We start from the raw sequence: 25,234 nt of genomic DNA, 5'->3' as shown, positions 1-25,234 counted from the left end.
TAAGAAAAAAGCCATTTGGAAGTAGCGATGCGAAAATTAAAATTCATGGCCAATACCCAAAGCCAGCAACCACGGGATGGTCAAGAAACTCAGGAATACGTAGCACATTTACTTGCTGAGGAATTAGGTAAATACGGTTTTCAGACCTTAAGTCAAAGTGGTGCACAAGTGGCAGTAAGCGTAGATGAGCATGAGCTGCCATTATCGGTAAGTTGTGAAACCAGAGATGAACAGGGCCATCTGGTCTGTGAAATTGCTTCATATCCGGATGAAGAACAGGACTGGCTGGATCGGATTACCGAGCAAAGCTTGTTAAACCAGCTGGCACAGGCTGTTGAAGCATCGCTTAAAAAACAGGAGAGTTTTAGTGAGTTTGAATGGAAGAATTAGGAACTGTTAATATTTCCTAATAGCCATCAGACAAAGTACAAGCTGGAGCATATGAACTTCAAAAGTTCTACTCTAGCTTGTTAGCTTATATTGCAATACTGCAAGGTTATTTCATCCATGCACATATATTTTCAGCTAAGTGACTGACCTTCCATCAGTGCCAGTTCACACGTGTATCGTGGGATTTTGAATGATGTTTTTTGGAAATATCAACTTGAGTTTGGTTCTCCTCTATTCTTCTTTGGGTGATTCTAAATCCTGGCTTTTATCCATATACAATACCTTCGTTCCAGCCAAGTTCGAGTGATTAAGTCAATCACCTCAGATCCCGCAAATTTTACCTTCATTAATCACAGAGCCCCAATGGTTTTTATGTGACTGATTTGCTATGTGTATTTAGTACTATTTCGAGCTATCCACTGCGAAATTGCTTGAATCTTAATTGTTATCATATCTTGATGTGCCACGTATGGCTGAGAAGAGTATGGTTTTACTCAAGACCAGTTTCATTCATTAACAATTTAAATATATTTACTCACTTACTAAACTTAAATTTTCGATTAAATTTTTTGATCAGAGAGTCTGATTTTTCAAAATATTTTTGGTAAACCCAGTCAAAGGCGGTGAAGTCGAATTTAGTAGAAAATAACCCAATAAAAATTCTTAAATTAGGTTCGAACTAAATATCAAAATTATAAAAAATAGTTTTTAGCTTTGCGTAATGTTGACCTGTGAGTAATAGATAAAACTTTGCGGAGAAGGAAAGAAGTCTGGAGACTAAATTCTACTTTATCTTCATTTTTAGGCAGCAAATTTCGACATACTCTCATCAATCTATAAGACCATAATAAATATAATAATAGGCGTAAGTATGTACATCAAAACAGTTCCAACGGCTCTTGCATTCGCCGTCGTTAGCCTCATACTAACTGGATGTGGTGGATCTAAATCTTTGCCCAATGTAACTTCTCAGCCACTTGACAATGATCTAGATAATGGAAATGGTGCAACACCAACACCAACACCAACACCAACACCAACACCAACACCAACACCAACACCAACACCAACACCAACATCTTACACTTATGATAAATCCAAGTTTGATGTTGTTGATATTGCGAAAGGTAATAATAAGATCGCAATTGGTGTAGCGGATACGGGTGTCCAGAAAAATACTTATTTGCAGGATTCTGTTGAGAAAGTATTAAAATACATTAATGATTATCAGGCGGGTACTTTTACGGTTGAAGATTTAACGACAGCCGGCATTTCTGTACAAGACACAAGCCCTAGTCTGCATGGGACATTGGTTGCTCAAATCATAGCGGGCAAGATTCCGGATCAATCTAATTTTATGGAAAAAGCCATGACAGAAGGGCTGGCAAAAGATATTTCACAAATATATGGTATCCAGTCTGCCGATCGTGAATTGGGATATGCAACAACTGCAGGTCATCTTCAGGCCATGAATGACCTGAATAAAAAATATGCTGTGAAGTTATTTAATGCTTCTTTTGCAACGATGTTTGCATCTGGTGATTATAAGCAGCGTCTGCTTGATTACACTGCCGAATTGGTCAAGGGAGATGCTCTGGTGGTGTTTGCTACAGGGAATGACGGGTTTGCCAATCCCTCGGTTGAATCATTACTTCCAGTGGGCAATGAAGCTGTTGAAAAAGGTGTGATAAGTGTGACGGGTCTAGATGAAACAGGTCAAAAAATTTTCCGTAATGCTGATGGTAAGGGGGCGAATGCCTGCGGAGATTCTGCTCGCTGGTGTTTGGCTGCGGATTTCAGGTTCGGCCCGCTGTATAGCAATAAACTGCAAGGGTTGGTGTATTTTTCAGGAACTTCAGCTGCAGCGCCTCAAGTGACTACAGCTGCAGCATTGGTATGGTCTAAATATCCCTGGCTGAATGCTGATCAGGTACGTCAAGTATTGCTGACCAATGCTGATTATCTGGATGATGGTTCAGGTGAGAACAAGCTTTATAACAGCACTACTGGATGGGGGCGTTTAGACCTTGAGGGCTCGTTGAAAGGGATTAAGTTATTCAGCAAAGAGTTTGGTAATACTTTCGATGCCAATGTGATCGGCACCAGTGTCTTTTCCAACAATATTGGGGGTAATGCAGGCTTGACCAAAAAAGGCAATGGCATTCTGGTTCTGTCAGGCGCAAATACTTACCAGGGTTCAACCAGTGTCGAAAATGGCAAGCTGCGTGTTACAGGTTCAATCACCAGTCCAGTAAGTGTCACTAAGGCAGGTGTACTTTCGGGGAATGGTATAGTAGGGTCAGTGGTCAACGGCGGTAAGGTAACGACTGCCGATGGCCGTCTGACAGTAAACGGCAACTATACCCAAAACGCATCAGGTGTCTTGAACTATGATCTGCATCACTACCTCACTATTAAAGGTAATGCTGCACTGGCGGGTTCGCTTGACGTGTCTGCTGCCAGTCGTGACATCTTGACCAAAGGCGAGCATACCGTTTTAACTGCCAACAAGGTTACTGGCACATTTGAGCAGTATAAATCGGTTTCCCCATTCCTTGCAGTGTCAGGCTTGGAGCATCATGCCAACAAGGTGACGGTTGATGTGGATTATGCCAACGCGGTTGCTGCGGGTGCGGTATCAAGTGGTATCTCTGTGGTATCGGGCGAGCTTTTAAATGACCTGATGGACAAGGCCAATACCCAGGCCTTAAATGGTCAGGTGACTGATCTGACCAAGTATGTGGGAACAATCCAGTCTGTTCAAAGCCGTGAAGCGGCTCAGGCAATCCTGAATTCCAATTCAGGTGCGGTATTTGTTGAAACTCCATCTGTACTGCTACGCAATGATTCACTGGTGAATGCTCAGATTGCACAGCGTTCACATCAGTTGTTGTATGCGGGACAAGGCGGGGTTTGGGCGAATGCCAGTTACCTGAACAACCAGAATTCTGCAAACGGTTGGGATGATGTTGAATCTCATGTCAGTGTGCTGAGTGTGGGCGCGGATACGATGGTTCGGGATGACTTGGCGGTAGGCGCTTATATAAGCGAGTATCAGGACAAGTCTGATTTTGAGCAAACCAAAGCATCTGCTGATGCTGATGTCACTAACCTGGGGGCCTACCTGAAATGGCAAGCTGCTGACAATCTGTATGTTGCGGGTAAGATGCAGTTTGGTTGGGGTGATGTGGAGTTTAAGCGTGTGCTGACCGATGCTGTGGTATCTGTAGATTCCCGATCAAAAGCTGATCTGAGCAAATACGGTGTATATGGCGAGATCGGTTATGATTACTTCACCGAGCAATTGAGTGTAAGTCCTTATCTGGCACTGAGCTACAACACTGTTGATCTCGACAGGGTGAAAGAAGCAAATGTGTTGGGTGTTGCGGTCAGTGATGTGACTGTCGCTGAAACCAAAGCTCATGTCGGGGTGCGACTGGATTATCAGCTTACTCCAAATGTGGTGCTGACTGGTTATGGTGAATATGCCAATGCATTTAGCCGTGATTATGACAAGGTTGCGTTGTCAATGAATGTGGATAGCACTCGCAATGTCCTGTTCACACCACCGAGCTTTGATAAAGACTATCTGTTGTATGGTATAGGCTTTAATTATCAAAGTGGTCAGAACTGGAACATCTTTGGAGATGCCAATGGCAATGCTCTGGATTCTGGTGACTACTATTTGCAGCTTGGTTTGAAGTACAGTTTTTAAAAGGTGAATAAAAAATATACTATTTAAGGAGTTTTAGCTCCTACAGGATTAATAATGATAAAGGATCTTAAGCTGCTTTTATTTATACGAATTTTATACTGTTATGAGTCGTTTTCAAGGTGGCACTGATATGGTCAATAAGTTCATTCCTATGTATCACTCTAATAAAATTCGCCCTCAACTCGAAAGTGAACGTCTGATCCTGAATTATTTTAAACCGGTTGATGCCGTAGAAGCTTATGCTTCGATCACACCGAGTCTGACACGTTTTATGGCGTGGGATGTACCTGAATCTGAACAGGGCTTTGCAGCAATCTGGCAAAACTGGCTGGAAAATATGACCGATCATAAAGAATATATATTTGTGATCCGTCATCTAGAAACACAAGAATTTATCGGACTGTGTGGTTTACATCGACTTCATGACGAAATACCTGAAGTTGGAATTTGGATCCGTGAAACTGCGCATGGTTATCATTATGGACACGAGGCAGTGCGTTGTATTGTAGAATATGCTTTCAATACATTAGATATTAAAGGCTTAAGCTATCAAGTAGCCGAAGAAAACTGGGCGAGCCGGAAAATTGCAGAGCGCTTGCGCGGAAAAATTACCAGTTATCTGGATAAGCCCAAATATCGGGCAGTGATTTATGCAATTCTTGCAGAAAATTTTGTCTCTGAATAAAAAAACCCATCAGATGATGGGTTTTTTTATTCAGCCAAGCGCTAAGTACCGGGTCATTGCAATTCGCAATTGCTTTAAGTAGCCGGTAAAGAAATGGTTGGCACCAGGTAATACGGTCACTAGATGACGCTGTGGTTTTGCCCATTCAATCATATCTGACAGCAAAGTTACTTCATCGGCTTCCCCATGAATGAACAGAATGTCGCCTTTAATTGCCGGTGTAATATAATGGCGAATACCGGCAACAGTAGCGGTCGGTAGTCCACATAAAATGGTTTGCTTCGGTTGTAGTTCTATTGGCAAAGCTGCGTAGCTCTTCGCCATAACATGCGCACCAAAACTAAAACCGCCTGCATAAAAAGGCAGGGCAATATGTTGAGTACGGGCGAACCGGATGACTTCCAATACATCATCAGTCTCACCGAAGCCCTCGTCGTGTATACCTTCACTTTGACCAGAACCACGGAAACTTGGACGATATACAATACAATCACGTTCCAGATACATTTGTGCCAGTAAAACCGGAACCTTGTGTTGTGGTGTTCCACCTTGCAATGGATGAGGGTGACAAACTACCGCGAATCCTTTCACTTCACCCTGAGGATAATCCACAAAAACTTCAATCTGACCTGCAGGTCCTTGAAGAAAAATTTGCTCGGACATATAAAAACCGATGATTAACAGGAGAATTTCGCATTTTAACGATTATGGTGAATAAAAACATGAATTGGAATTAAAATAAGTCTACTGATATAGTTTGATTAATCATTTTTTGACCAGGTTGCCATGCTCGCTTTAATTTCTCCAGCTAAAACTCTTGATTACAATACCCCCCTACCAACTGACCAATTTACTCAAGCGAGATTATTACAGCATTCGCAGGATTTGATTAAAGTTTGTCGCACACTTTCTGCATCAGAAATTTCAAGCTTAATGAGTGTCAGTGAAAAAATTGCCAGTTTAAATGCTGCACGTTTTAATGACTGGCAGCCAGATTTTAATTTGGCCAATGCCCGTCAGGCGATTTTTGCATTCAAAGGCGATGTCTATACAGGTCTTGATGCTTATAATTTGAAGAATGAAGATCTGCATTATGCACAAGACCATTTGCGGATGCTGTCCGGTCTATATGGGCTCTTGCGTCCCCTGGATCTGATGATGCCTTACCGCCTGGAAATGGGTACTAAATTGGCCAATATCCGGGGGCATAACTTATATGATTTCTGGGCTCATCATATCACTGATCTGATTAATCAAGACTTGGCAGCAGCAAAGTCTGAAATTCTGGTCAATATCGCGTCAGATGAATATTATAAATCGGTTAACGAGCGAAAAATTCAGGCAAATATTATCAAGCCGGTATTTCTAGATCAGAAAAATGGCAAATATAAAGTGATTAGTTTTTATGCTAAAAAAGCACGCGGCCTCATGGCACGTTTTATAATTGAAAATAAAATTGATCGGATTGAAGGGCTAAAAGCTTTTAATATCGATGGTTATTACTTCGATGCAGACAGTTCAATCAAGGAAGAACTGGTGTTTAAGCGCGATGAACAACTGAGTGCATAAATAAACGATTTCCCATATCCAGCATGAGTACAAATATGCTGGATATGAGAGCTCTATTATAAGGTACATGTATAATCTTTAATGATTTGACTTTGTGAGGCAGATAAAGGACAGATGCACAGAATTAGCGAAAAGCACCATTGAGCTTTCAAGAATAGCCTGCAGAGTTTCCCAAGAATAAAATTGTCGCTACACACATCTAAATAACTCGAAAAATATCATTTATTTAACGTTTTTTTCTCAAAAAATAAAGATGAGGTCTTTGGGGAAAACCCTATGAAATTATGCAAAATACTCTTCATGAAATGCGTGATATTTCATTTATCAGAATAGTCCTACTTCAAAATTATTTTTCTAAATTAATTAAAAAAACTTTTAACTACAGATACTTATTGTTGACTTGAAAGTGCATTATAAAAAAACAGTTTAAAAAAAAGAATTACAAGTTAATTAAGTAATAGTAAATAAAAACTCAGAAAAGTATTGGTTTAAGGCTTGAAAACTGCCTTTCATCGGGTTAAATGTAAAGTATGTCACAAGTTTGTTATGTTTTTTGTTAGCATAATTTCATAATGTTACAAAGCGGCATAATAAGAATGAAAATATATGCTATTCCTGTCTTTGCCTTAATAATCAGTTTATTGGGATTTTGCGTCCATAAACATTCAGAAATAAGGAAATATGAAAAGATCCGTCATGTCTTGAGTGAAGGGCGTGATTCAAACAAATTATTGGAATCCAACCGGCATCGGCATTAATCCAGCTTACTTATCTTCAGGGTTTAAAATTTAAATAAAATAATAAAATTAAATTAATAATAAATATAATGAATTTTTGAAGTATTCGCTTAGAATATATTAATTTCTAATAAAGTGTAAAAATCTAAGAAGCAATAAGAAATCAGTGTGTTATAATTTGCCCACAATCAAGATGAAGCAGATATCATCTTGTTAACCATTTGATTTAAATCTTGAAATTAAGCTGCATAAAAATTATGCAGCTTTTTTGTTTAGATTTTTTGGGTTTTTATAGCATAGCCCTGGGTGGGCTGTAAGCTGTTCCAACATTTTAACCCGTCAAATGGCTATGCTGGCATATTCGTTGCTAACACATCCTTAAAATTGATGAATTTTTTTATAAAATTTCATTTATTTGACAGCATGCTTAAAGCATAAAGTTTACTCAATAGGGGCTAGGTCATGACGACTCCTAATCCATCTTCAGAAAGTATGCTTGAACGTCTGTTCAAACTGAGTGAAAACAAAACCAGTTTCCGTACAGAAGTTCTGGCAGGTGTAACCACGTTCTTAACGATGTGTTACATCATTATTGTCAATCCAATGATTTTGTCCGAAACGGGGATGGATCATGGGGCTGTCTTTGTTGCCACTTGTCTTGCAGCAGCAATTGGCTGTTTGGTCATGGGTTTGATTGCGAATTATCCAATTGCCCTAGCACCAGGTATGGGCTTGAATGCCTTCTTTACCTATTCTGTATGTTTGGGAATGGGAGTGCCTTGGCAAACCGCATTAGGCGCAGTTTTTGTGTCAGGTCTGGTTTTTATTGCGATCAGCATGTTCAAAATACGTGAGGCTATTGTCAATGCTATTCCGATGTCGCTAAAGCTCGCGATTGGGGGAGGTATTGGATTATTCCTGGCGCTGGTTGCGTTAAAAAATGCCGGTATTATTGTGGATAATCCGGCTACTTTAGTCGGCTTGGGCGATCTGAAACAACCCTCGGTATTACTGGCACTTTTAGGCTTTTTGCTTGTGGTTGTGATGCACCAGTTCAAAGTCCGCGGTGCCATTATCATTAGTATTCTGGTGGTGACGGCTATTGCAACTGCACTAGGTTATAATGAATTTCAGGGTGTAGTGGGTGCAATTCCATCACTTGCTCCAACATTCATGCAAATGAATTTTGAAGGTCTGTTCACTGCCAGTTTAATTGGCGTGATTTTTGTCTTCTTCCTGGTCGATCTATTTGATTCCACCGGTACACTCGTAGGTGTTTCGCACCGTGCAGGTTTGTTAAAAGATGGCAAACTGCCACGTTTGAAAAAAGCACTTTTTGCTGACTCTACTGCAATTGTTGCAGGTGCAGCTCTAGGGACTTCATCGACGACACCATACATTGAATCTTCTGCAGGTGTAGCAGCTGGTGGGCGTACAGGTCTAACCGCTGTAGTAGTCGGTATCCTGTTTGTTGCCTGTTTGTTCCTTGCGCCATTGGCACAGTCTGTACCAAGCTTTGCAACAGCCCCAGCGTTGTTATTTGTTGGTGTCTTAATGATTCAAGGCATCGTACATATTGACTGGGAAGATATTACAGAAGCAGTTCCTGCATTTTTAACCATTGTATTTATGCCATTTACCTATTCGATTGCGGATGGTATAGCAATGGGCTTTATTAGCTATGCATTGATCAAGTTGCTGACTGGTAAAGCAGCAACTGTGCCGTATATGGTTTGGATTATTGCAGTACTATGGACGCTTAAATTCGCACTATTTGGCGGCTAATTTTTCTGGATTTGGAAAGGGTGTAGACTCAGTTTGCACCCTTTTTTTATTATTTAAGGGTTTCACGAGGAGAAATGATGAACCGTCTTGAGTTGATTCGAGCTTTGCCAAAAGCAGAACTTCATGTGCATATTGAAGGTACCTTTGAGCCTGAGTTAATGTTTGCAATCGCTCAGCGTAATCAGATTGCCATCCCGTATAAATCTGTCGAGGAAGTTAAACAGGCGTATAACTTTCATAATCTTCAGTCCTTCCTAGATATTTATTATGCCGGTGCTGCTGTACTGATTCATGAACAGGATTTTTATGATCTGGCATGGGCGTATTTTGAAAAATGTGCTGAAGACCGGGTCGTGCATACTGAAATGTTCTTTGATCCACAAACTCATACTGATCGTGGCGTTGCTTTTGCAACCGTGATCAACGGCTTGCAAAAAGCCTGTGATGATGCCAAAACTAAACTGGGTATCAGTTCACATCTGATTATGTGTTTCTTGCGTCATTTAAGTGAAGATGCTGCATTTGTAACACTGGAACAGGCCTTGCCTTATAAAGACCAGATCATTGCGGTCGGTCTGGATTCAAGTGAAGTCGGGCATCCACCGTCAAAGTTTGAACGTGTTTTTGCTAAAGCACGAGAAGAAGGCTTCTTAGTGGTTGCGCATGCAGGAGAAGAAGGCCCGGCAGCCTATGTCTGGGAGGCGCTGGATTTGCTCAAAGTCAATCGTATCGATCATGGAGTTCGTTCGGAAGAAGATTCTGAATTAATGCAACGCCTGATTGCAGAAAAGATGCCATTGACGGTTTGTCCGTTGTCAAACCTGAAACTTTGCGTCGTGGATGACATGCAGCAGCATAATATCCATCGCCTCTTGCAGCAGGGCGTGCATGTTACGGTCAATTCAGATGATCCATCCTATTTTGGTGGTTATATGAATGACAATTTTATTGCCATTGCTGAAGCGCTGGACTTAAGCAATGAGGAAATCAAGCAGTTGGCCATTAACTCATTTGAAGCCTCTTTTATTACCGAGGCCGATAAAGAACAATGGATCAACCAGATCCGTGCCCTGGTTTAAGTTTTCAAATAAAAGGCAGGGTACGCTCTGCCTTTGTTTTTATAGATGGATATGAAATTGAAACATGTAATTCTACTCATCAGTAGCGTGTTGATATCTGCCTGCTCAAATGCGGATATGACTTTGACACAACGTACCTTAAAACCCGTGATTGAATACCAATGTGGAAAAGAGCTGAAAGCATCTAAATTCTGGACCGCCTCGACTTATTTTATGCAGGATAAAAATAAAGCTGAACTTGAACAGAATGTGTGTTCCTGTGTGGGTGAGCATGCGCTTAAAGATATTCCAGCCAGCACTTTGCTTAAAGCAACTCTGGATGAAGAAGTAAAGTCAAAGCTTACTCAACAAGCAATTGCAAACAGTCTGAAAGGCTGCATGACCGAGTTCTTGAAATAAAATCAGCTTTGCAATGAAAGCTGATTGAATGTAGTTTTGCAGTTTATTTTTTAGACGATTTAGATTGTCGCATCATGCTGGTGAGTACGTGATCCTTATCGATAAAATGATGTTTCAGTGCTGCGGCAATATGTCCGGTTAAAAGGAGTCCCACTGCCCAGGAAAGCCAGATATGCAGAGGTTTTGCGATGGCGGTCACAGCCGGATTTTCTGTAATCAGTGCCGGAAGCTTAAATAAATACAGTACCGGTACTGGGTAGCCCAGACTCCAGCTATATAAACAGCCGGTGACGGGTAGGGCAATCAGCATGAAATACAAAGCCAGATGACCTGCATGTGCTAAAGTTTTCACCCGGGATGACATAGTATCAGGTAGTTCAGGGGCAGGATGGGTGTAGCGCCAGAAAATTCGTACAACCAGCAAGAAAATAATGGTGGTGGCGATATTTTTATGCAGGGTGATGACATCGCCTTTAAAGCTGCCATCGACCTCATAACTTAAAAAATTCCCGCTATAAAAACCAATCAGCCACGCCCCAATAAAGATAATCGCCATGATCCAGTGCAGCCATTGCGCCGTGCGTGTGTAATATTGTACTTTTTCCATGTGATTTTCTGTGGCTCTCAAAGATGGATGCACCTTAGCAAAGGGCGAATCAGCTCGGCAATTCCAAATCTGCAACGCTATGGTGGCTTTCATGCAACATCCATTGAAATGGCTGGGTGCAGATTAAACATTCAGGATGATTTTTAGATTTCTTATTCAGGTGAATTTCGGCACAATAGCGTCACGCTTTATATATGAATAAACAAGGAACAATCTGTGAAAAAATTATTGATTGCACTGGCTCCAATTGCTTTGATTTTATCGGCTTGTGCAACAACAGGCAGTCCTGAGACCCAAACCACGACTCAGCAACTGGGTGGGGCTGCGCTTAAAATCGCGATCAATGCAAAATGTACGACTGAGCTGAATAATATTCCGGCATGGCAAACAGCAACACGTCTCATGACTACAACACAAAAACAGGATATCCAGACTGAAATTTGTGGCTGTGTCAGTGAAAAAGCACCACAGAATGTAACAGCGGTAGATCTGGCAACTGCAGCAATTGATCCCACAGCACGTGCGACGATTGTCGGTAATGTGGTGGCAAAAACCATTAACGCTTGTGTAGCTGAAGCTATAAACTAAGCCAAGATTAAATTGAAATAGGCTGACCGGTTCAGCCTATTTTTTATGGAAGAAAGACATGAAAATTGCTGGTGTAGATGAAGCAGGGCGTGGGCCATTAGTGGGTTCGGTTGTCGCTGCGGCAGTTATTTTGGATCCGAACAACCCGATTGAGGGTTTAAATGATTCTAAAAAGCTTACTGAAAAGAAGCGTGAAAAGCTTTTTATCGAAATTCGGGAAAAAGCCCTGGCATGGGCCATTGCTGAGGCTTCTGCAGCAGAGATTGATGAGCATAATATTTTACAGGCCTCTTTGCTGGCGATGCGTCGCGCTGTGGAAGCTTTGCCAGTTCAGCCTGAGCATGTACTGGTCGATGGCAACAAGGTTCCACAGGGCCTTGCGATGAGCTGTGATGCTGTAGTTGGGGGTGATGCGCTGCATGCTGAAATTTCAGCAGCCAGTATTCTGGCTAAAGTAACCCGAGATCACCAGATGATCGAGATGGATCAGAAGCATCCGCAATTTGGTTTTGCCAAGCATAAAGGTTATCCGACCAAGGCGCATTTTGAAGCGATTGCCCTGCACGGTGTTATTGATGAGCATCGCCGCAGTTTTGGACCGGTAAAAAAAGTGCTTGCAACATTGCAGCAAGAGGTAAAACTTTAGACTTTATTAAATTTTTTAATTATTTAGAGTGCTTATATAGAATACAGAGAAATTTAAAGCGGCTAAAAAAGCCGCTTTATGATTTACACAAAAATTAACGGTTAAAGTTATTTTGTGTCTGATTATCATCTTCAAAAGAAGGCTGGTAATCTTGATCGATATGTTGAAGATGTTCATGCATTGCGCGTTCATGCTGGATACGCTGGTATATCTCTTCACGGTGCACAGAGACTTCTTTAGGAGCATTCACCCCAATACGAACCTGATTACCTTTTACACCAAGTACAGTCACGCTGACTTGGTCACCAATCATTAAAGTTTCCCCGACGCGTCGAGTCAGAATCAGCATGTTTTTCTCCTTGCAAAATGCAAAACCTGCAATCTATTGAATGTAAAATAAAAAGCACAACCAAAAATTATAAAATAATATCTGGATAGAAATTCTGTCACCTGAATGAAAGACTTTAATCTATCTCAGTTGGTTAAAAATCCTCATGCTTAATATAACAGAGCCACTATAAAAAAAACTATAGCGGCTCTGCATTTTTGTAGAGTTTTATAAAATAGTGTCAAACAATGACAATATTTTGTTTTTTTCGCTTAAGCGCGTGCGCTAGATTCGCCTTGTTCGCGGTCTAGACCAAATGCGGTATGCAATGAACGTACAGCAAGTTCAAGATAATTCTCTTCAATGATGACTGAAATCTTGATTTCAGAAGTCGAGATCATCAGGATGTTAATACCTTCGTCAGCTAGGGCGGTGAACATTTTGCTCGCTACACCTGCATGAGAACGCATGCCTACACCTACGATCGATACTTTTACGATGTCATCACGAGTCGCAACTTCACGTGCGCCAATTTCTTTAGCGGTTGCTTCAAGAATTGCTTTTGCTTTTGCAAGTTCGCCACGGTTTACAGTGAATGTGAAGTCAGTCGTACCATCTTCTTCTACGTTTTGGATGATCATATCGACTTCGATATTCGCAGCGCCAATCGGTGCTAAGATTTTAGATGCAATACCTGGAATGTCAGGCACACCTAGGATAGTCAGTTTAGCTTCGTCACGGTTAAACGCGATACCAGAGATAATTGGCTGTTCCATGTTGTCTTCCAATTCAGTCGTAATAAGTGTGCCAACGTTGTTTTTAAATTCTTCGTCAAACGCGCCATCATTGTCATTGTCAAAGCTTGAAAGTACGCGTAAAGGTACTTGGTATTTACCCGCAAATTCAACAGAGCGAATTTGTAGAACTTTTGAACCAAGTGATGCCATTTCCAGCATTTCTTCAAACGAAATACGGTCGACTTTTTTCGCTTTTGGTGCAACGCGAGGGTCAGTGGTATATACGCCATCAACGTCAGTATAGATTTGGCATTCGTCAGCTTTGAGTGCAGCAGCCAGTGCCACACCTGAAGTATCAGAACCGCCACGACCTAAAGTTGTTGTGTTGCCTTCAGCATCAAAGCCCTGGAAGCCGGCAACTACAATTACACGACCCGCGTCCAGATTTTTAGTCAATACGTCAGTATCAATCGACTCGATACGGGCTTTGGTAAATGCGCTGTCAGTCTTAATGCCAACCTGGCGTCCAGTCAAAGATTTAGCTTCAACCCCGATCGAATTCAACGCCATTGCAAGCATGGAAATCGTTACCTGTTCACCCGTAGAAACCATTTGGTCTAGTTCACGCGGATCAGGGGTTTCGGTAATGGCTTTCGCTAAAGCGAGCAGACGATTGGTCTCGCCACTCATTGCCGATACAACCACCACTACCTTGTGGCCGTGGTCATGCCAGCGCTTTACACGACGAGCAACATTTAAAATGCGCTCTGGAGTACCCATAGAGGTACCGCCATATTTTTGAACGATTAATGCCATAGTTGTTCCATATAAACCATGACCCTGATATTCCTATCAGGGTCAGTTACACAAAATGAAGTTTTTATTTTGCTGCAAGCCAAGCTGGTAAATCAGCCATCACTGAAGCAAACTTCTCGTTAAGTGGTGCGCCACCTTGTGCCAAGTCAGGTTTACCACCACCTTTACCACCGAGCTCAGTTGCCAAGTGTTTGATGATGTCACCTGCTTTAATAGAAGCAGTAAAGTCTTTTGCAACAGATGCGATCAAGCTCACCTTGTCACCCTCTACACCTGCAAGAACAATGACTGCATTTTCTAATTTTGATTTCACGCCATCATGCAGGTTACGCAGTGCTTTCGCATCCATACCGTGAACAGTCGTGATGAGTGTTTGACGACCTGCAATTTCTTGAACCTGACCTAAAAGTTCACCAGCTTGCAGGCTTGCTAATTTTTGATTGAGTTGTTCAATCTGTTTTTGCAAGCTTGATGCTGTATCAACCAGCGCTTCAACTTTCTCAATCGTTTGATCTTTTTGAGCTTTTAACAGGCTATTAATAGTGTTGATATCACGATCCGCTTTTTGAGCAACTTCAACTGCTTTGGTGCCCGTCACAGCTTCAATACGACGTACACCTGCTGCGACACCACCTTCAGAGGTAATCTTGAACAGGCCGATGTCGCCAGTGCGCTTCACATGGATACCGCCACACAGTTCGATTGAGAAATTTTTCTCATCAATCACTGAACCCATAGTAAGTACGCGAACTTCGTCACCGTATTTTTCGCCGAACAGCATCATCGCGCCTTTGGCTTTCGCAGATTCGATGTCTAGCAGTTCAGTCGTTACTTCAGAGTTGGCAATGACTTCAGCATTGACTAGACGTTCAATTTCTTGAAGCTGCTCAAAAGTCACCGGTTGGTCATTGGCAAAGTCGAAACGTAAAATGTCAGATGCAACCAATGAGCCTTTTTGCTGGACGTGTGCACCCAGGATTTGACGAAGGGCAGCGTGCAAAAGGTGAGTCGCAGAATGGTTGCGCGCAGTTGCTGCACGGATATCTGCTTTTACTGTTGCTTCTACATTTTGAGTAACTTTCAGGTTACCCATGGTCACGATACCTTGGTGTACAAACGCGCCACCAGATTTCTTGGTATCTTGAACTTCGAAAATACCAGTATCGTTTTTGAAGAGTCCTGTATCACCGATTTGACCACCGCTTTCTGCATAGAAAGGAGTCTGGTTCAATACGATCAGTGCTTCGTCGCCTTCAACCACTTCGTCAACTTGCTCGCCATCTTTATAGATTGCGATGATTTGACCTTCACCCGCAGTTGCATCGTAACCTTCAAACTGAGTTTCACCTTCAACTTTCACAACAGAGTTATAGTCGATTGCGAATTTGCCTGCATCACGAGCGCGTTGACGTTGTGCGGCCATTTCAGTTTCGAAACCAGCTTCATCAATCGTTAAATCACGTTCACGTGCGATGTCAGCGGTTAAGTCAGTCGGGAAACCATAAGTGTCGTAAAGTTTAAATACCACTTCACCCGGAATCACAGAACCTTTCAGGTTTGCCAGTTCGCCTTCAAGCAATTTCAAACCTTGCTCAAGTGTTTTGGCAAACTGTTCTTCTTCTTTCAGAAGTTGTGCTTCGATGCGTGCTTTGTTGGCTTCCAGTTCAGGATATGCTTCGCCCATTACTTCAATCAAAGGCTGTAACATCTTATAGAAGAATGAACCTGTCGCACCCAGTTTATTACCGTGACGAACTGCACGACGGATGATACGACGCAATACATAACCACGACCTTCGTTAGAAGGGTTTACACCGTCAGCAATCAGGAAGCAGCATGAACGTGCATGGTCGGCAACCACTTTTAAAGATGCAGGATAATCTACGGGCTTGCCTTCAGCTTGTGCTTTCGCTTCAAGTTCAGAAGTGTCTAAACCGATGATTTCAGCAGCCGCTTTTAACAAGTGCTGGAACAGGTCGATTTCATAATTTGAGTTAACGTGCTGAAGAACAGCAGAAATACGCTCCAACCCCATACCTGTATCCACAGAAGGCGCTGGAAGAGGGTGTAACACACCATCTGCAGTACGGTTAAACTGCATGAAAACGTTGTTCCAGATTTCGATGAAGCGGTCACCGTCTTCTTCAGGCGTGCCTGGCAGGCCACCCCAGATATGATCACCGTGGTCAAAGAAAATTTCAGAACAAGGACCGCAAGGACCGGTATCGCCCATTGCCCAGAAGTTGTCTGATGCGTATTGACCGCCTTTGTTGTCGCCAATGCGGATAATACGGCTGGCATCTAGACCGATTTCTTTGTTCCAGATATCAAATGCTTCGTCATCAGTGTGGTACACAGTGGCATAGAGTTTATCTTTAGGTAGTGCTAACCATTCATCGCTCGTTAAGAATTCCCAGGCAAATTTGATCGCATCACGCTTGAAGTAGTCACCAAACGAGAAGTTACCCAGCATTTCAAAGAAAGTATGATGACGGGCGGTATAACCCACATTGTCCAAGTCGTTGTGTTTACCACCTGCGCGTACGCATTTCTGTGATGATACGGCACGGACATAATCGCGTTTTTCTAGACCTAAGAAGCAATCTTTAAACTGGTTCATACCCGCATTGGTGAACAGCAAAGTTGGGTCATTGGCGGGTACTAGAGAACTCGACGCGACACGTGTATGCCCTTGCGATTCAAAGTAACGCAAAAATGCTTCACGAATTTCAGCTGATGTCATAAAACGAGTACTCACAACCAAGTCACTCCATAATTTCCGATTTGGCAAAAACACCACAGTCTGACAAGCATACAAAAGCTCTGCTGCAATGTGGGGCTTAAAAATTTAAAACGCCAAATTATAACGGAAAAAGCAGTATGCACCAATCATTTTAAAACCAATTGCTAAGGATTTATGTGCTTAGGTTTTTTGCTAAATAGTTAAATTGAATCTTTCTAAGGGCAAAATTCCGATAAATTCATCTCTTGAAAAATAACTGGAATTTTAAATGATGCAGAGAGAACCTGATCTATCAGAAAGAAAATAATCGAAAATCAGTATTTTCACTGAAGTTTTTTAATGTACGGCGCAAGAAATCCTTTAACATAGAAGAGTTCTAAAATAGGCATATTAAAGGTTGAGTCATGCAACGAGTGGCAATCAATGGATTTGGGCGTATTGGACGGAATGTACTACGTGCATGGTTTGAAAATCCGAAAGATTTTAACTTTGAAATCGTAGCCATTAACGATATTGCCGATGTTGAAACCCTGATTCATCTGTTTAAATATGACTCAACCCATGGCCGTTTTTCAGGGCAGGTAGATCTTAGCTATGATGCTGAACATATTTATCTGCATATCAGCTATAAAGATGCCGCTTTAAAAGTACAGGTTTTGTGTGAAGCCGAGCCGGCAAAACTGCCTTGGCAAAATCTGGCTGTAGATGTGGTGCTGGAATGTACCGGGCTGTTCCGTTCCCGTGAAGCCGCGACCCAGCATATTCAGGCAGGGGCGAAACGTGTGATTATCGGTGCCGCACCTTTTGATACGGTGGATGCTGCGATTGTCTATGGTGTCAATCATCATGAAGTCAAAGCATCGGATCAGATCATTTCCAGTGTTTCTTGTACTACACAGGCTTTGGTACCACTGGTCAAAATTGTCGATGATGCATTTGGTATCAATAGTGCCCTGATGACCGAAATCCATGCTGTTACGGCGGATCAATCGGTGCTGGATCATGCACATCGTGATTTGCGTCGTGCACGTGCCTCGGGCCATAACATCATTCCTACAACTTCGAGCGCACTGGGTGCCTTAAAGCGGGTAATGCCGAAAATGGAAGACCGTATCGATGGTTATTCGATTCGGGTGCCGACTATTAATGTCGCTGCAATTGATTTGACCTTTGTTTCTCAGTTACCGATTACCGATCACAAGCTGAATGAAGTTCTGATCAAGGCTGCCCGGCAGGACTTTGCAGAAATCATGGCGGTAACAGATGAGCCTTTGGTATCCAGTGATTTTAATCATTCTCCATATTCACTGATTGTGGATTTGACTCAGACGCTGGTGGTCGGACACCAAGCTAAAGTTTTTGCCTGGTATGATAATGAATGGGGCTATGCCAACCGTTTATTAGATTTATGTGAATCATTTCATTAAGTTCGAGTTATTTAAATCTCTAAAGCACCGAAGATAAGGTGCTTTTTTCATGTCCAGAATATTTTGCCAGCCAATTTTTAGGAGAATTTGGCTGTAATTGATCGAAAATCAGTATTTGAAGCTGAATTAGTTAGATTATCTGCAGTATTTTTCGTTAAGATAAAAACAATAAAATGAAATAAGAGCAAGCACATGATGATGGTTTGGGGTTTTATTATACTGCTGACTTTGGCGGTGATTTTTCTGATCTGGCTGCAGTTTAATCAGAATGATGAGCCACGTACCGAGCAAGGTGTGCCAGTTGAAGAAAAAGTCGCGCATCTTGAAGAAAACTTAAAAAAGACTCTGGAAATTATGCAGGATCTGGCCAAAAAAATGCATGTCCAGCAGGAAGTACTGGATCAGACCACAACAAAGCTTCAGCAGGTTGAGTTGCAAAATGCGGAGCTGGTCAGTTTACTGACTAAAGTGGTTGATCCCCAGAAATCATCCCACCCCCTTTAGAGATCTTTTGAAAGGAGGCAGTACCAGACTATAGAGAGCATTCAGCCAGATAAAACCATTTTGCATAAACTGTGAAATGGAGGGGATAAAGTCAAGTACTGGCACAGCTGATAGACCCAATTCTCATTTGATTACGCGCGATTGTTTTTCAGACGCGGATGAGCATATCTGGATTCTGATAATAAGTTCCAGATGCATTATTTAACTCAAATTCTCTGCCGTCACAGGATAAAACTGAAATCTCAGTGTAAACGGTAAAAATTATGATGGGACTATCCTTGATTTAATGCTGGGTTTTGTGTTTTTAAGATGCAATAAAATGCTGATAGTTGACACAATTGTTGATCCTTTCATCAGGTGGCGAAAATTATAAAATTTGCGATGCACAGCCAAAACTATCGTGCTAGACTAGGAGAAATCGGGTGTGCTCCCGATTTTTTTATGCGGATTCGTTCCGCGCTGACAAGAATTTAGGTTTACAACATGCCCATTTCAGAGACATGGTTATTACCTGATGGTGTAGCTGATGTATTACCAGAACAAGCGCAAGTCATTGAAAGCCTGCGCCGTAAATCACTGGATTTCCTTGCATCTCGAGGTTATCAGCTGGTGTACACGCCATTCATTGAATACATCGAATCTCTATCTTCTCTCTCAGAATCGAATCAAGATTTAGACTTAGCCACTTTTAAGGTGATCGATCAGCTTTCTGGTCGTTTACTTGGTGTGCGTGCCGATATGACACCACAAGTGGCTCGTATTGATGCGCATGTACATCCAGTGGAAGGTGTTGCACGTTACTGTTATGCAGGAACTGTCTTGCATACCAAACCTCGCGGTTTTAATACCTCGCGTGCGCCACTACAGTTGGGTGCAGAGCTATTTGGTTCAGACAGCATCGATGCCGATGTTGAAATGGTCGACTTGATGATCAGTCTGATTCAGGAGGCAGGCCAGGCAGATGGTATTCATCTGGACTTAGGTCATGTCGGTTTATTCCGCAGTCTGGTGGCTCAAGCAGGATTGAACAAAGTTGCTGAACAGCAATTATCTGATTTATACCAACGCAAGGCTTTACCGGAATTAGCAGAATTCACGGCAGAGCTGAAATTTGGTCAGGATTTTTATGCACTTGGGCGCTATGCCAGTGACCTGGATGCATTGCAAGCAAATCTAAGCGCTGAAGTGCTGGCAAATCCTGCATTCAAGCAAGCTTTTGATGTACTACAAATCACTAGGGATGAAGTTCAGACCCGTTGGCCAAACTTGAGTATTGGGATTGATGTAGTTGAATTGCGTTCGTACCATTATCATACTGGTCTGATGTATGCCGTGTATGCGCCGAACCGTGCAGCTGCACTGGCACAAGGTGGCCGTTATGATGGCATTGGTGAGCATTTTGGGCGTGCCCGTCCTGCAACCGGTTTCTCGTGTGACTTATATGCTTTAAGTGCAGGCCAGTTTGATACGATACAGGTGGTCGTTGCACCTAAAGGCAGCGATGCAGAACTTCTGAAGGCGATTCAGAACCTCCGTGCACAAGGCTTGAGTATAATTCAGTTACTGGGTAATGATGATTTAAGCTCTGTACCATATGCGACGCACCAGCTGGTGAGTGTAGATGGCGAGTGGACAGTCAAAACGATTTAATTGCTTGGCTCAGTGTTCATGTCACTGAGTGGGGCTTTCAACTTTAACAGCATGATGTAATGAGGCTATTATGGGCAAGAATGTTGTGGTACTTGGTACCCAATGGGGCGACGAAGGTAAAGGTAAAATCGTCGACCTGCTCACAGATCAAGCGGCAGCGGTAGTTCGTTATCAAGGCGGACATAACGCAGGTCACACTCTTGTGGTTGGTGGTAAGAAAACTGTCTTACACCTCATTCCATCAGGTATTTTACGTGAAAACGTATTGTGCTTAATTGGTAACGGTGTGGTTCTTTCTCCTGAAGCGCTCATCAAAGAGATGGACATTCTTGAAAAAGAAGGCGTTCCTGTTAAAGAACGTTTACGCATTTCTCCAAACTGTCCACTTATCCTGCCAAACCACATCGCACTTGATCAGGCGCGTGAGAAAAAACGTGGTAATGCGAAGATTGGTACGACAGGTCGTGGTATCGGTCCTGCATACGAAGATAAAGTGGCACGTCGTGCAGTACGTGTTGCTGACCTGGTACGTGGTGGTGAACATCTTACAGCCCAGCTGACTGAACTACTGGACTACCATAACTTCCAGTTAACTCAATACTACGGTGTTGAAGCAGTTAAACTGGAAGATGTGCTGGCACTGTGTGACGAATGGCGTAAGGTTGTTGCTCCACTGGTTGTGGACGTAACTACTGAATTGCATAACTACCGTAAAAACGGTGACAACATCATGTTCGAAGGCGCGCAAGGTTCACTTCTTGACGTTGACCACGGTACATATCCGTATGTAACTTCTTCGAATACAACTGCTGGTGGCGTAAGCTCTGGTTCAGGTCTGGGTCCTTTGCACCTTGACTATGTACTGGGTATTACCAAAGCGTATACAACGCGTGTAGGTGCAGGTCCATTCCCAACCGAGCTGGTGTATGACGCTGCAAATGACACAGGTGATGCGATTGGTAAACACCTCGGTACGATTGGTAATGAATTTGGTGCCTCTACTGGCCGTCAACGTCGTTGTGGCTGGTTCGATGCTGAAATTCTACGCCGTTCAGTCGATGTAAACTCACTTTCTGGTATTTGCCTGACTAAACTTGACGTTCTTGACGGTTTGGAAGAAGTGAAAATCTGTGTAGGCTATGAAGCTGCAGATTCTGGTTGTGTGGGTTCTTCTGATGCGCTTGCATTCGAAACTTTAAAACCGATTTACGAAACTATGCCAGGCTGGTCTGAGTCAACTTTTGGTGCGAAATCACTGGATCAGTTGCCACAAGCTGCATTGAACTATGTAAAACGTCTTGAGCAATTGATTGAATGTCCAATCGACATCATTTCAACGGGTCCAGACCGTGAAGAAACTATCATTCTTCGCCATCCATTCGATGCTTAATTTGTTTTAAGCTTCAATAAAAAAACCCATCTTCGGATGGGTTTTTTTATAGGTTGAAATTATGTAGCTATTTCAAGACTAAAGTTGCATCGGTAATCAGGCATGATGTGCTTTAACATATCGATATATAAAGAAAGAAAAATGAGTATCAGGATGCAAAAAAATATATCGGCGACCATGTTTTATTCATTATTATTCGCGATGGGCGGGGCACCAACAATTGCCATGATGATTATTCGTGCGCAAACCCAAAATCCTGAGATTATTTATACTGTACTCATTGGTCTCAGCGTCATTATTGCCTGTATCCTAGTGCCTGTTATCTTGCTGCAAAATGCTTTTTTATATTTCAAACGTAAAGATGAAATACTTGAACAGAAAATAAAACCTCTCAGTCAGGGGTATCTGGGCTTAAATATTATTTGTCTGATTTACTGGTTAGCGATACAGTACTTGGCTTAAAAATTACATAATTTATAAGAAGATGGAGTAATTATACGTTTAGCTACTGCATGCTTTCCCTTATAATTTTTACAATGTAAATTAAGCTTGAGCTAAGGTAGAGTTAATTATAATGAAGAATAAACTTTTATTAAGTATGGCCACTGCCACAGTGGTGACATTGTCGGGTTGTACTACCATTGCCGATATTGCCGGGGCGGATACTGCGACTTTAAATGCATCTGCCAGCCAAAGCTATAATGCCATGGTGAATGATGCGCGCAATAAAGGTCAGCTGGATACCAGTTCAGCCACATATAAACGTATTAATACCGTGTTTAATCGCTTGAAGCCGATTGCTAACCAAATGAATCAAACCGGTACGCCATTCCAGTGGCAACTGGCTGTACTTAAATCTGACCAGGTCAATGCCTTTGTTGCCCCGGGTGGTAAAGTCGTATTCTACACTGGTATTGTGAATAAACTGAATCTGACTGATGCTGAAATTGCAGCAATTATGGGTCATGAAATGGTACATGCCTTAGAAGAGCACTCTAAGCAGAAAATCGGCGCGCAGGCCCTCACTGACCTGGCCTTGGGAATTGGCCTGAGTGCAGCAGGTGTAGGTCAGGGCGGCGCTGCAGCTGCACAGCTGGGTAGTCAGATCGGGATTGGTTTGCCGTACTCGCGTAATCTGGAAAGTCGTGCTGACCAGGGCGGTTTGATGCTGATGGCGCGTGCAGGCTATAACCCGAATGCAGCCATTACCCTGTGGGAAAAAATGAATAAATTAGAAGGTGGCGGCGGAGTCGCTTTCCTGTCTACGCATCCATCGAATAGCCAGCGTATTGGACAGATGCGTCAGCAGTTGCCAGCAGCAATGCAGATTTATAACCAAAACAAATAATCCAATGATTATTCTTTGAAAGAAGATCTTGATGGGATTAAAAGGGCAGGGTATTGATCCTGCCTTTTTTATGGCTCATTTTTTGATGGACATTGTTTGAGTTATTTTTCTTGGCAACAAAAAAGGGCAAAGTTTGCACTTTGCCCTTTATCACACCCGATCAGAAGATCTTAGTGTTGGTGACCACCTGCACCATGTACATGGCCGTGATCTAATTCTTCTTGAGAAGCTTCACGAACAGATACGATTTCAACTTCAAAAGTCAGATCTTGACCAGCAAGTGGGAAGTTAGCATCAACAACAACATTGTCGCCTTCAACTGCTTTAACAGTTACGATTTGCACGCCGTCATCAGTTTGAGCCTGGAACTGCATACCTGCTTGAATATTGTCTACGCCTTGGAACATTTGCGCAGGAACTTCTTGAACTAGGTCTGGGTTGTATTCGCCATAACCTTCAGCAGCTGGAACGTTTACAGTGAATTTATCACCTACAGTTTTACCTTCTAGCGCGTTTTCTAATCCTGGGATGATATTACCTGCACCGTGCAAATAGGCAAGTGGTTCACCTTGAGATTGATCGAGAGTTTCACCCTCTGCGTTAGTCAATGTGTAGTGGAAAGAAACCACGTGGTTATTTGCAATAGCAGTCATGTTAATTGATCCATTCAATTTTTTAAGGGTACATCATAAAGTGAAATTGCGTTTTTGTAGACTAAAATTAGCAAAAAAACGCAATTCGACAATTTTATTGACGATTTTTTCATTGATTGGGCCAAATTCTGGAATTTCAATGCAATTTCAGCTTTGGAGAAATTTTCCGTGTAACAAAATCTTTTGCGGTTAGAATGCCTGCATGCGCATACCCATGAATGGTTGCCTGATGAATCCGGTACAAGGACACATACATTGATTTGGCGACAAAGCCTTGCACATTGACCTGACCGAGTAATTCCCCAACGGCTTTATTCTGACTTAGGGAAATGAGTGAACCTTTGTCAGAAAATTTAAACATGGGTAAGTAGTTTTCCTCATTGATCCGTGCTTTTAAGGCATTGGCCAGAAAGTTGGCCTGCTGGCTGGCGACTTGGGCGCGTGGACCCAATACCGGTTCATCTGCTGCAGGTTGGCAATGTGCACAGTCACCAAAAGCAAAAATGTCTGGATCAGACTTGGTCTGCAGGGTGGAATAGACTTTCAATCGGTGAATATTGTCCTTTTCCATATCTTGTAGTTGCACCAAGACTTCAGGTGCTTTGATACCTGCGGCCCAGACTTTAATCTCGGCATCCAGACTTGAACCATCTGTAAAATAAATCTTGTCTTCATCGACCTTGGCCACCCGATGACCGGTCAAGACTTCAATGCCAAACTTTTCCATCTGTTGCATGGTGTGTTCAGCAACTCTAGGTGAGAGCGCCGTCAGAATGCGGTCCGCCGCTTCAATTAGGGTGATTTTGACTTTTTTCGGGTCAACCTTGTTTAAACCATATTTAAAGAAATTATGTTTGGCTTCTACCAGCTCCGCTGCCAGTTCTACCCCAGTTGCTCCAGCACCAATAATCGCGATATTCAGTTCACGATTCGAAGCTTCATGCTGTGCGTTCAGATAGAGATGCAACATGTCCTGCTGAAAAACATCCGCCTGTTTACGGCTGTCGAGAAAATGACAGAATTGTCTTACCCCTTCAGTATTAAAATCATTCGAGGTAGAACCCAAGGCCAGTACCAGTGTGTCATAGGAAATATGCTGGTTTTTCTTGGATTGGGCTATTTTGGAGAAATACTCTGTTTCGACCAGGATTTGTTTGGCTTTACGATCTAGTCCTGTGAATGTACCCAAGACAAATTCATAATGATGTGCTGCTGAATGAGCAAAATAATTGGTTTCTTCTTGATGTGGATTTAAGGTACCTGCAGCCACTTCATGCAGCAGCGGTTTCCAGATATGTGTCAGTTTTTGATCGACCAGAATAATCCGGGCCTTACCGCTTTTACCCAAGCTATCACCCAACTGAGTCGCCAGTTCCAGACCACCGGCACCGCCACCCACAATCACGATTTTATGTGCTGTCATATATGATTAACCTGT

At 42.5% G+C, this 25,234-nt stretch carries 22 protein-coding genes; 15 read left to right on the top strand and 7 right to left on the bottom strand.

The window, feature by feature from the left end; translation table 11 throughout:
• Positions 1 to 27 precede the first annotated feature (27 nt).
• The 3 genes from VXQ11_RS13140 (at position 28) to VXQ11_RS13130 (ending at position 4,790) form a co-directional block, all read left to right on the top strand.
• Positions 28 to 390 (top strand): hypothetical protein, encoded by a 363-nt coding sequence (locus VXQ11_RS13140; RefSeq protein ID WP_064096623.1) that lies wholly within the window; start codon positions 28 to 30, stop codon positions 388 to 390.
• Between the two features lie 871 nt (positions 391 to 1,261).
• Entirely contained in the window at positions 1,262 to 4,105 is a 2,844-nt protein-coding gene (locus tag VXQ11_RS13135; protein WP_416706234.1) for an autotransporter domain-containing protein, read from the top strand.
• Positions 4,106 to 4,256: 151 nt separating this feature from the next.
• Complete coding sequence (locus VXQ11_RS13130) at positions 4,257 to 4,790, top strand: GNAT family N-acetyltransferase (protein ID WP_416706246.1); 534 nt, start codon at positions 4,257 to 4,259, stop codon at positions 4,788 to 4,790.
• A 30-nt stretch (positions 4,791 to 4,820) separates the two neighbouring features.
• On the opposite strand, the gene VXQ11_RS13125 is transcribed toward VXQ11_RS13130, so the two are convergent.
• Entirely contained in the window at positions 4,821 to 5,453 is a 633-nt protein-coding gene (locus tag VXQ11_RS13125) for an alpha/beta hydrolase (protein ID WP_064096625.1), read from the bottom strand.
• 123 nt (positions 5,454 to 5,576) lie between these two features.
• On the opposite strand from VXQ11_RS13125, the gene yaaA reads away from it, so the two are divergent.
• The 4 genes from yaaA to VXQ11_RS13105 all read left to right on the top strand — a co-directional run bounded on the left by yaaA (position 5,577) and on the right by VXQ11_RS13105 (position 10,359).
• The gene (yaaA, locus tag VXQ11_RS13120; RefSeq protein ID WP_416706233.1) at positions 5,577 to 6,359 is read left to right on the top strand and encodes a peroxide stress protein YaaA; all 783 of its coding nucleotides are present in this window, start codon (positions 5,577 to 5,579) and stop codon (positions 6,357 to 6,359) included.
• A gap of 1,199 nt (positions 6,360 to 7,558) precedes the next feature.
• Positions 7,559 to 8,881, top strand: coding sequence for an NCS2 family permease (locus VXQ11_RS13115; protein WP_144725154.1), 1,323 nt, complete (start codon positions 7,559 to 7,561; stop codon positions 8,879 to 8,881).
• Positions 8,882 to 8,958: 77 nt separating this feature from the next.
• Entirely contained in the window at positions 8,959 to 9,960 is a 1,002-nt protein-coding gene (locus tag VXQ11_RS13110; RefSeq protein ID WP_144725156.1) for an adenosine deaminase, read from the top strand.
• 45 nt (positions 9,961 to 10,005) lie between these two features.
• A complete protein-coding gene (locus VXQ11_RS13105; protein ID WP_081408795.1) occupies positions 10,006 to 10,359 on the top strand; it encodes a hypothetical protein in 354 nt (117 codons plus the stop codon).
• A gap of 43 nt (positions 10,360 to 10,402) precedes the next feature.
• Here VXQ11_RS13105 and VXQ11_RS13100 read toward each other — a convergent pair whose 3' ends face one another.
• Entirely contained in the window at positions 10,403 to 10,966 is a 564-nt protein-coding gene (locus VXQ11_RS13100; RefSeq protein ID WP_416706232.1) for a cytochrome b, read from the bottom strand.
• Positions 10,967 to 11,182: 216 nt separating this feature from the next.
• On the opposite strand from VXQ11_RS13100, the gene VXQ11_RS13095 reads away from it, so the two are divergent.
• Positions 11,183 to 11,554 (top strand): hypothetical protein, encoded by a 372-nt coding sequence (locus tag VXQ11_RS13095; RefSeq protein ID WP_416706231.1) that lies wholly within the window; start codon positions 11,183 to 11,185, stop codon positions 11,552 to 11,554.
• A 22-nt stretch (positions 11,555 to 11,576) separates the two neighbouring features.
• Positions 11,577 to 12,200, top strand: a complete 624-nt coding sequence (rnhB, locus tag VXQ11_RS13090) for a ribonuclease HII (RefSeq protein WP_416706245.1) — start codon at positions 11,577 to 11,579, stop codon at positions 12,198 to 12,200.
• A gap of 94 nt (positions 12,201 to 12,294) precedes the next feature.
• Here the strand turns inward: rnhB and csrA are convergent, their stop codons facing one another.
• The 3 genes from csrA to alaS form a co-directional block, all read right to left on the bottom strand.
• Complete coding sequence (csrA, locus tag VXQ11_RS13085; protein WP_064096631.1) at positions 12,295 to 12,549, bottom strand: carbon storage regulator CsrA; 255 nt, start codon at positions 12,547 to 12,549, stop codon at positions 12,295 to 12,297.
• Positions 12,550 to 12,800: 251 nt separating this feature from the next.
• The gene (locus VXQ11_RS13080) at positions 12,801 to 14,081 is read right to left on the bottom strand and encodes an aspartate kinase (protein ID WP_144725025.1); all 1,281 of its coding nucleotides are present in this window, start codon (positions 14,079 to 14,081) and stop codon (positions 12,801 to 12,803) included.
• 64 nt (positions 14,082 to 14,145) lie between these two features.
• On the bottom strand, positions 14,146 to 16,839 hold the full coding sequence (gene alaS, locus VXQ11_RS13075; RefSeq protein ID WP_416706230.1) for an alanine--tRNA ligase: 2,694 nt from the start codon (positions 16,837 to 16,839) through the stop codon (positions 14,146 to 14,148).
• Between the two features lie 389 nt (positions 16,840 to 17,228).
• Between alaS and VXQ11_RS13070 the strand changes: the two genes are divergently transcribed.
• From VXQ11_RS13070 to VXQ11_RS13045, 6 genes are all read left to right on the top strand, one after another.
• Complete coding sequence (locus VXQ11_RS13070; protein WP_416706229.1) at positions 17,229 to 18,251, top strand: type I glyceraldehyde-3-phosphate dehydrogenase; 1,023 nt, start codon at positions 17,229 to 17,231, stop codon at positions 18,249 to 18,251.
• A 192-nt stretch (positions 18,252 to 18,443) separates the two neighbouring features.
• Positions 18,444 to 18,755, top strand: coding sequence for a hypothetical protein (locus VXQ11_RS13065; RefSeq protein ID WP_064096635.1), 312 nt, complete (start codon positions 18,444 to 18,446; stop codon positions 18,753 to 18,755).
• Between the two features lie 483 nt (positions 18,756 to 19,238).
• Positions 19,239 to 20,405: an ATP phosphoribosyltransferase regulatory subunit gene (locus VXQ11_RS13060; protein WP_416706228.1), complete on the top strand. Its 1,167-nt coding sequence runs from the start codon at positions 19,239 to 19,241 to the stop codon at positions 20,403 to 20,405.
• Between the two features lie 70 nt (positions 20,406 to 20,475).
• The gene (locus VXQ11_RS13055; RefSeq protein WP_064096637.1) at positions 20,476 to 21,795 is read left to right on the top strand and encodes an adenylosuccinate synthase; all 1,320 of its coding nucleotides are present in this window, start codon (positions 20,476 to 20,478) and stop codon (positions 21,793 to 21,795) included.
• Positions 21,796 to 21,948: 153 nt separating this feature from the next.
• Entirely contained in the window at positions 21,949 to 22,257 is a 309-nt protein-coding gene (locus VXQ11_RS13050) for a hypothetical protein (RefSeq protein ID WP_416682102.1), read from the top strand.
• Positions 22,258 to 22,369: 112 nt separating this feature from the next.
• Positions 22,370 to 23,143 (top strand): M48 family metallopeptidase, encoded by a 774-nt coding sequence (locus tag VXQ11_RS13045; protein ID WP_064096639.1) that lies wholly within the window; start codon positions 22,370 to 22,372, stop codon positions 23,141 to 23,143.
• A gap of 170 nt (positions 23,144 to 23,313) precedes the next feature.
• Here the strand turns inward: VXQ11_RS13045 and slyD are convergent, their stop codons facing one another.
• Both slyD and VXQ11_RS13035 read right to left on the bottom strand, forming a co-directional pair.
• Positions 23,314 to 23,796, bottom strand: a complete 483-nt coding sequence (gene slyD / locus VXQ11_RS13040) for a peptidylprolyl isomerase (protein WP_064096640.1) — start codon at positions 23,794 to 23,796, stop codon at positions 23,314 to 23,316.
• Positions 23,797 to 23,932: 136 nt separating this feature from the next.
• Complete coding sequence (locus VXQ11_RS13035; RefSeq protein WP_416682099.1) at positions 23,933 to 25,219, bottom strand: NAD(P)/FAD-dependent oxidoreductase; 1,287 nt, start codon at positions 25,217 to 25,219, stop codon at positions 23,933 to 23,935.
• Positions 25,220 to 25,234: the final 15 nt, after the last annotated feature.

The organism is Acinetobacter sp. 197 (assembly GCF_048148385.1).
GTDB lineage: Bacteria > Pseudomonadota > Gammaproteobacteria > Pseudomonadales > Moraxellaceae > Acinetobacter > Acinetobacter pecorum.
Note: the sequence above shows the minus strand (reverse complement) of the source record. Positions and strands in the feature narration are given on the sequence as shown.

What these genes read in the sequence shown, in the direction of transcription:
- VXQ11_RS13140 (WP_064096623.1), top strand. Translation starts at nt 28, where the DNA reads ATGCGAAAATTAAAATTCATGGCCAATACCCAAAGCCAGCAACCACGG.
- VXQ11_RS13135 (WP_416706234.1), top strand. Translation starts at nt 1,262, where the DNA reads ATGTACATCAAAACAGTTCCAACGGCTCTTGCATTCGCCGTCGTTAGC.
- VXQ11_RS13130 (WP_416706246.1), top strand. Translation starts at nt 4,257, where the DNA reads ATGTATCACTCTAATAAAATTCGCCCTCAACTCGAAAGTGAACGTCTG.
- VXQ11_RS13125 (WP_064096625.1), bottom strand. Translation starts at nt 5,453, where the DNA reads ATGTCCGAGCAAATTTTTCTTCAAGGACCTGCAGGTCAGATTGAAGTT.
- yaaA (WP_416706233.1), top strand. Translation starts at nt 5,577, where the DNA reads ATGCTCGCTTTAATTTCTCCAGCTAAAACTCTTGATTACAATACCCCC.
- VXQ11_RS13115 (WP_144725154.1), top strand. Translation starts at nt 7,559, where the DNA reads ATGACGACTCCTAATCCATCTTCAGAAAGTATGCTTGAACGTCTGTTC.
- VXQ11_RS13110 (WP_144725156.1), top strand. Translation starts at nt 8,959, where the DNA reads ATGAACCGTCTTGAGTTGATTCGAGCTTTGCCAAAAGCAGAACTTCAT.
- VXQ11_RS13105 (WP_081408795.1), top strand. Translation starts at nt 10,006, where the DNA reads ATGGATATGAAATTGAAACATGTAATTCTACTCATCAGTAGCGTGTTG.
- VXQ11_RS13100 (WP_416706232.1), bottom strand. Translation starts at nt 10,966, where the DNA reads ATGGAAAAAGTACAATATTACACACGCACGGCGCAATGGCTGCACTGG.
- csrA (WP_064096631.1), bottom strand. Translation starts at nt 12,549, where the DNA reads ATGCTGATTCTGACTCGACGCGTCGGGGAAACTTTAATGATTGGTGAC.
- VXQ11_RS13080 (WP_144725025.1), bottom strand. Translation starts at nt 14,081, where the DNA reads ATGGCATTAATCGTTCAAAAATATGGCGGTACCTCTATGGGTACTCCA.
- VXQ11_RS13070 (WP_416706229.1), top strand. Translation starts at nt 17,229, where the DNA reads ATGCAACGAGTGGCAATCAATGGATTTGGGCGTATTGGACGGAATGTA.
- VXQ11_RS13065 (WP_064096635.1), top strand. Translation starts at nt 18,444, where the DNA reads ATGATGATGGTTTGGGGTTTTATTATACTGCTGACTTTGGCGGTGATT.
- VXQ11_RS13060 (WP_416706228.1), top strand. Translation starts at nt 19,239, where the DNA reads ATGCCCATTTCAGAGACATGGTTATTACCTGATGGTGTAGCTGATGTA.
- VXQ11_RS13055 (WP_064096637.1), top strand. Translation starts at nt 20,476, where the DNA reads ATGGGCAAGAATGTTGTGGTACTTGGTACCCAATGGGGCGACGAAGGT.
- VXQ11_RS13050 (WP_416682102.1), top strand. Translation starts at nt 21,949, where the DNA reads ATGCAAAAAAATATATCGGCGACCATGTTTTATTCATTATTATTCGCG.
- VXQ11_RS13045 (WP_064096639.1), top strand. Translation starts at nt 22,370, where the DNA reads ATGAAGAATAAACTTTTATTAAGTATGGCCACTGCCACAGTGGTGACA.
- slyD (WP_064096640.1), bottom strand. Translation starts at nt 23,796, where the DNA reads ATGACTGCTATTGCAAATAACCACGTGGTTTCTTTCCACTACACATTG.
- VXQ11_RS13035 (WP_416682099.1), bottom strand. Translation starts at nt 25,219, where the DNA reads ATGACAGCACATAAAATCGTGATTGTGGGTGGCGGTGCCGGTGGTCTG.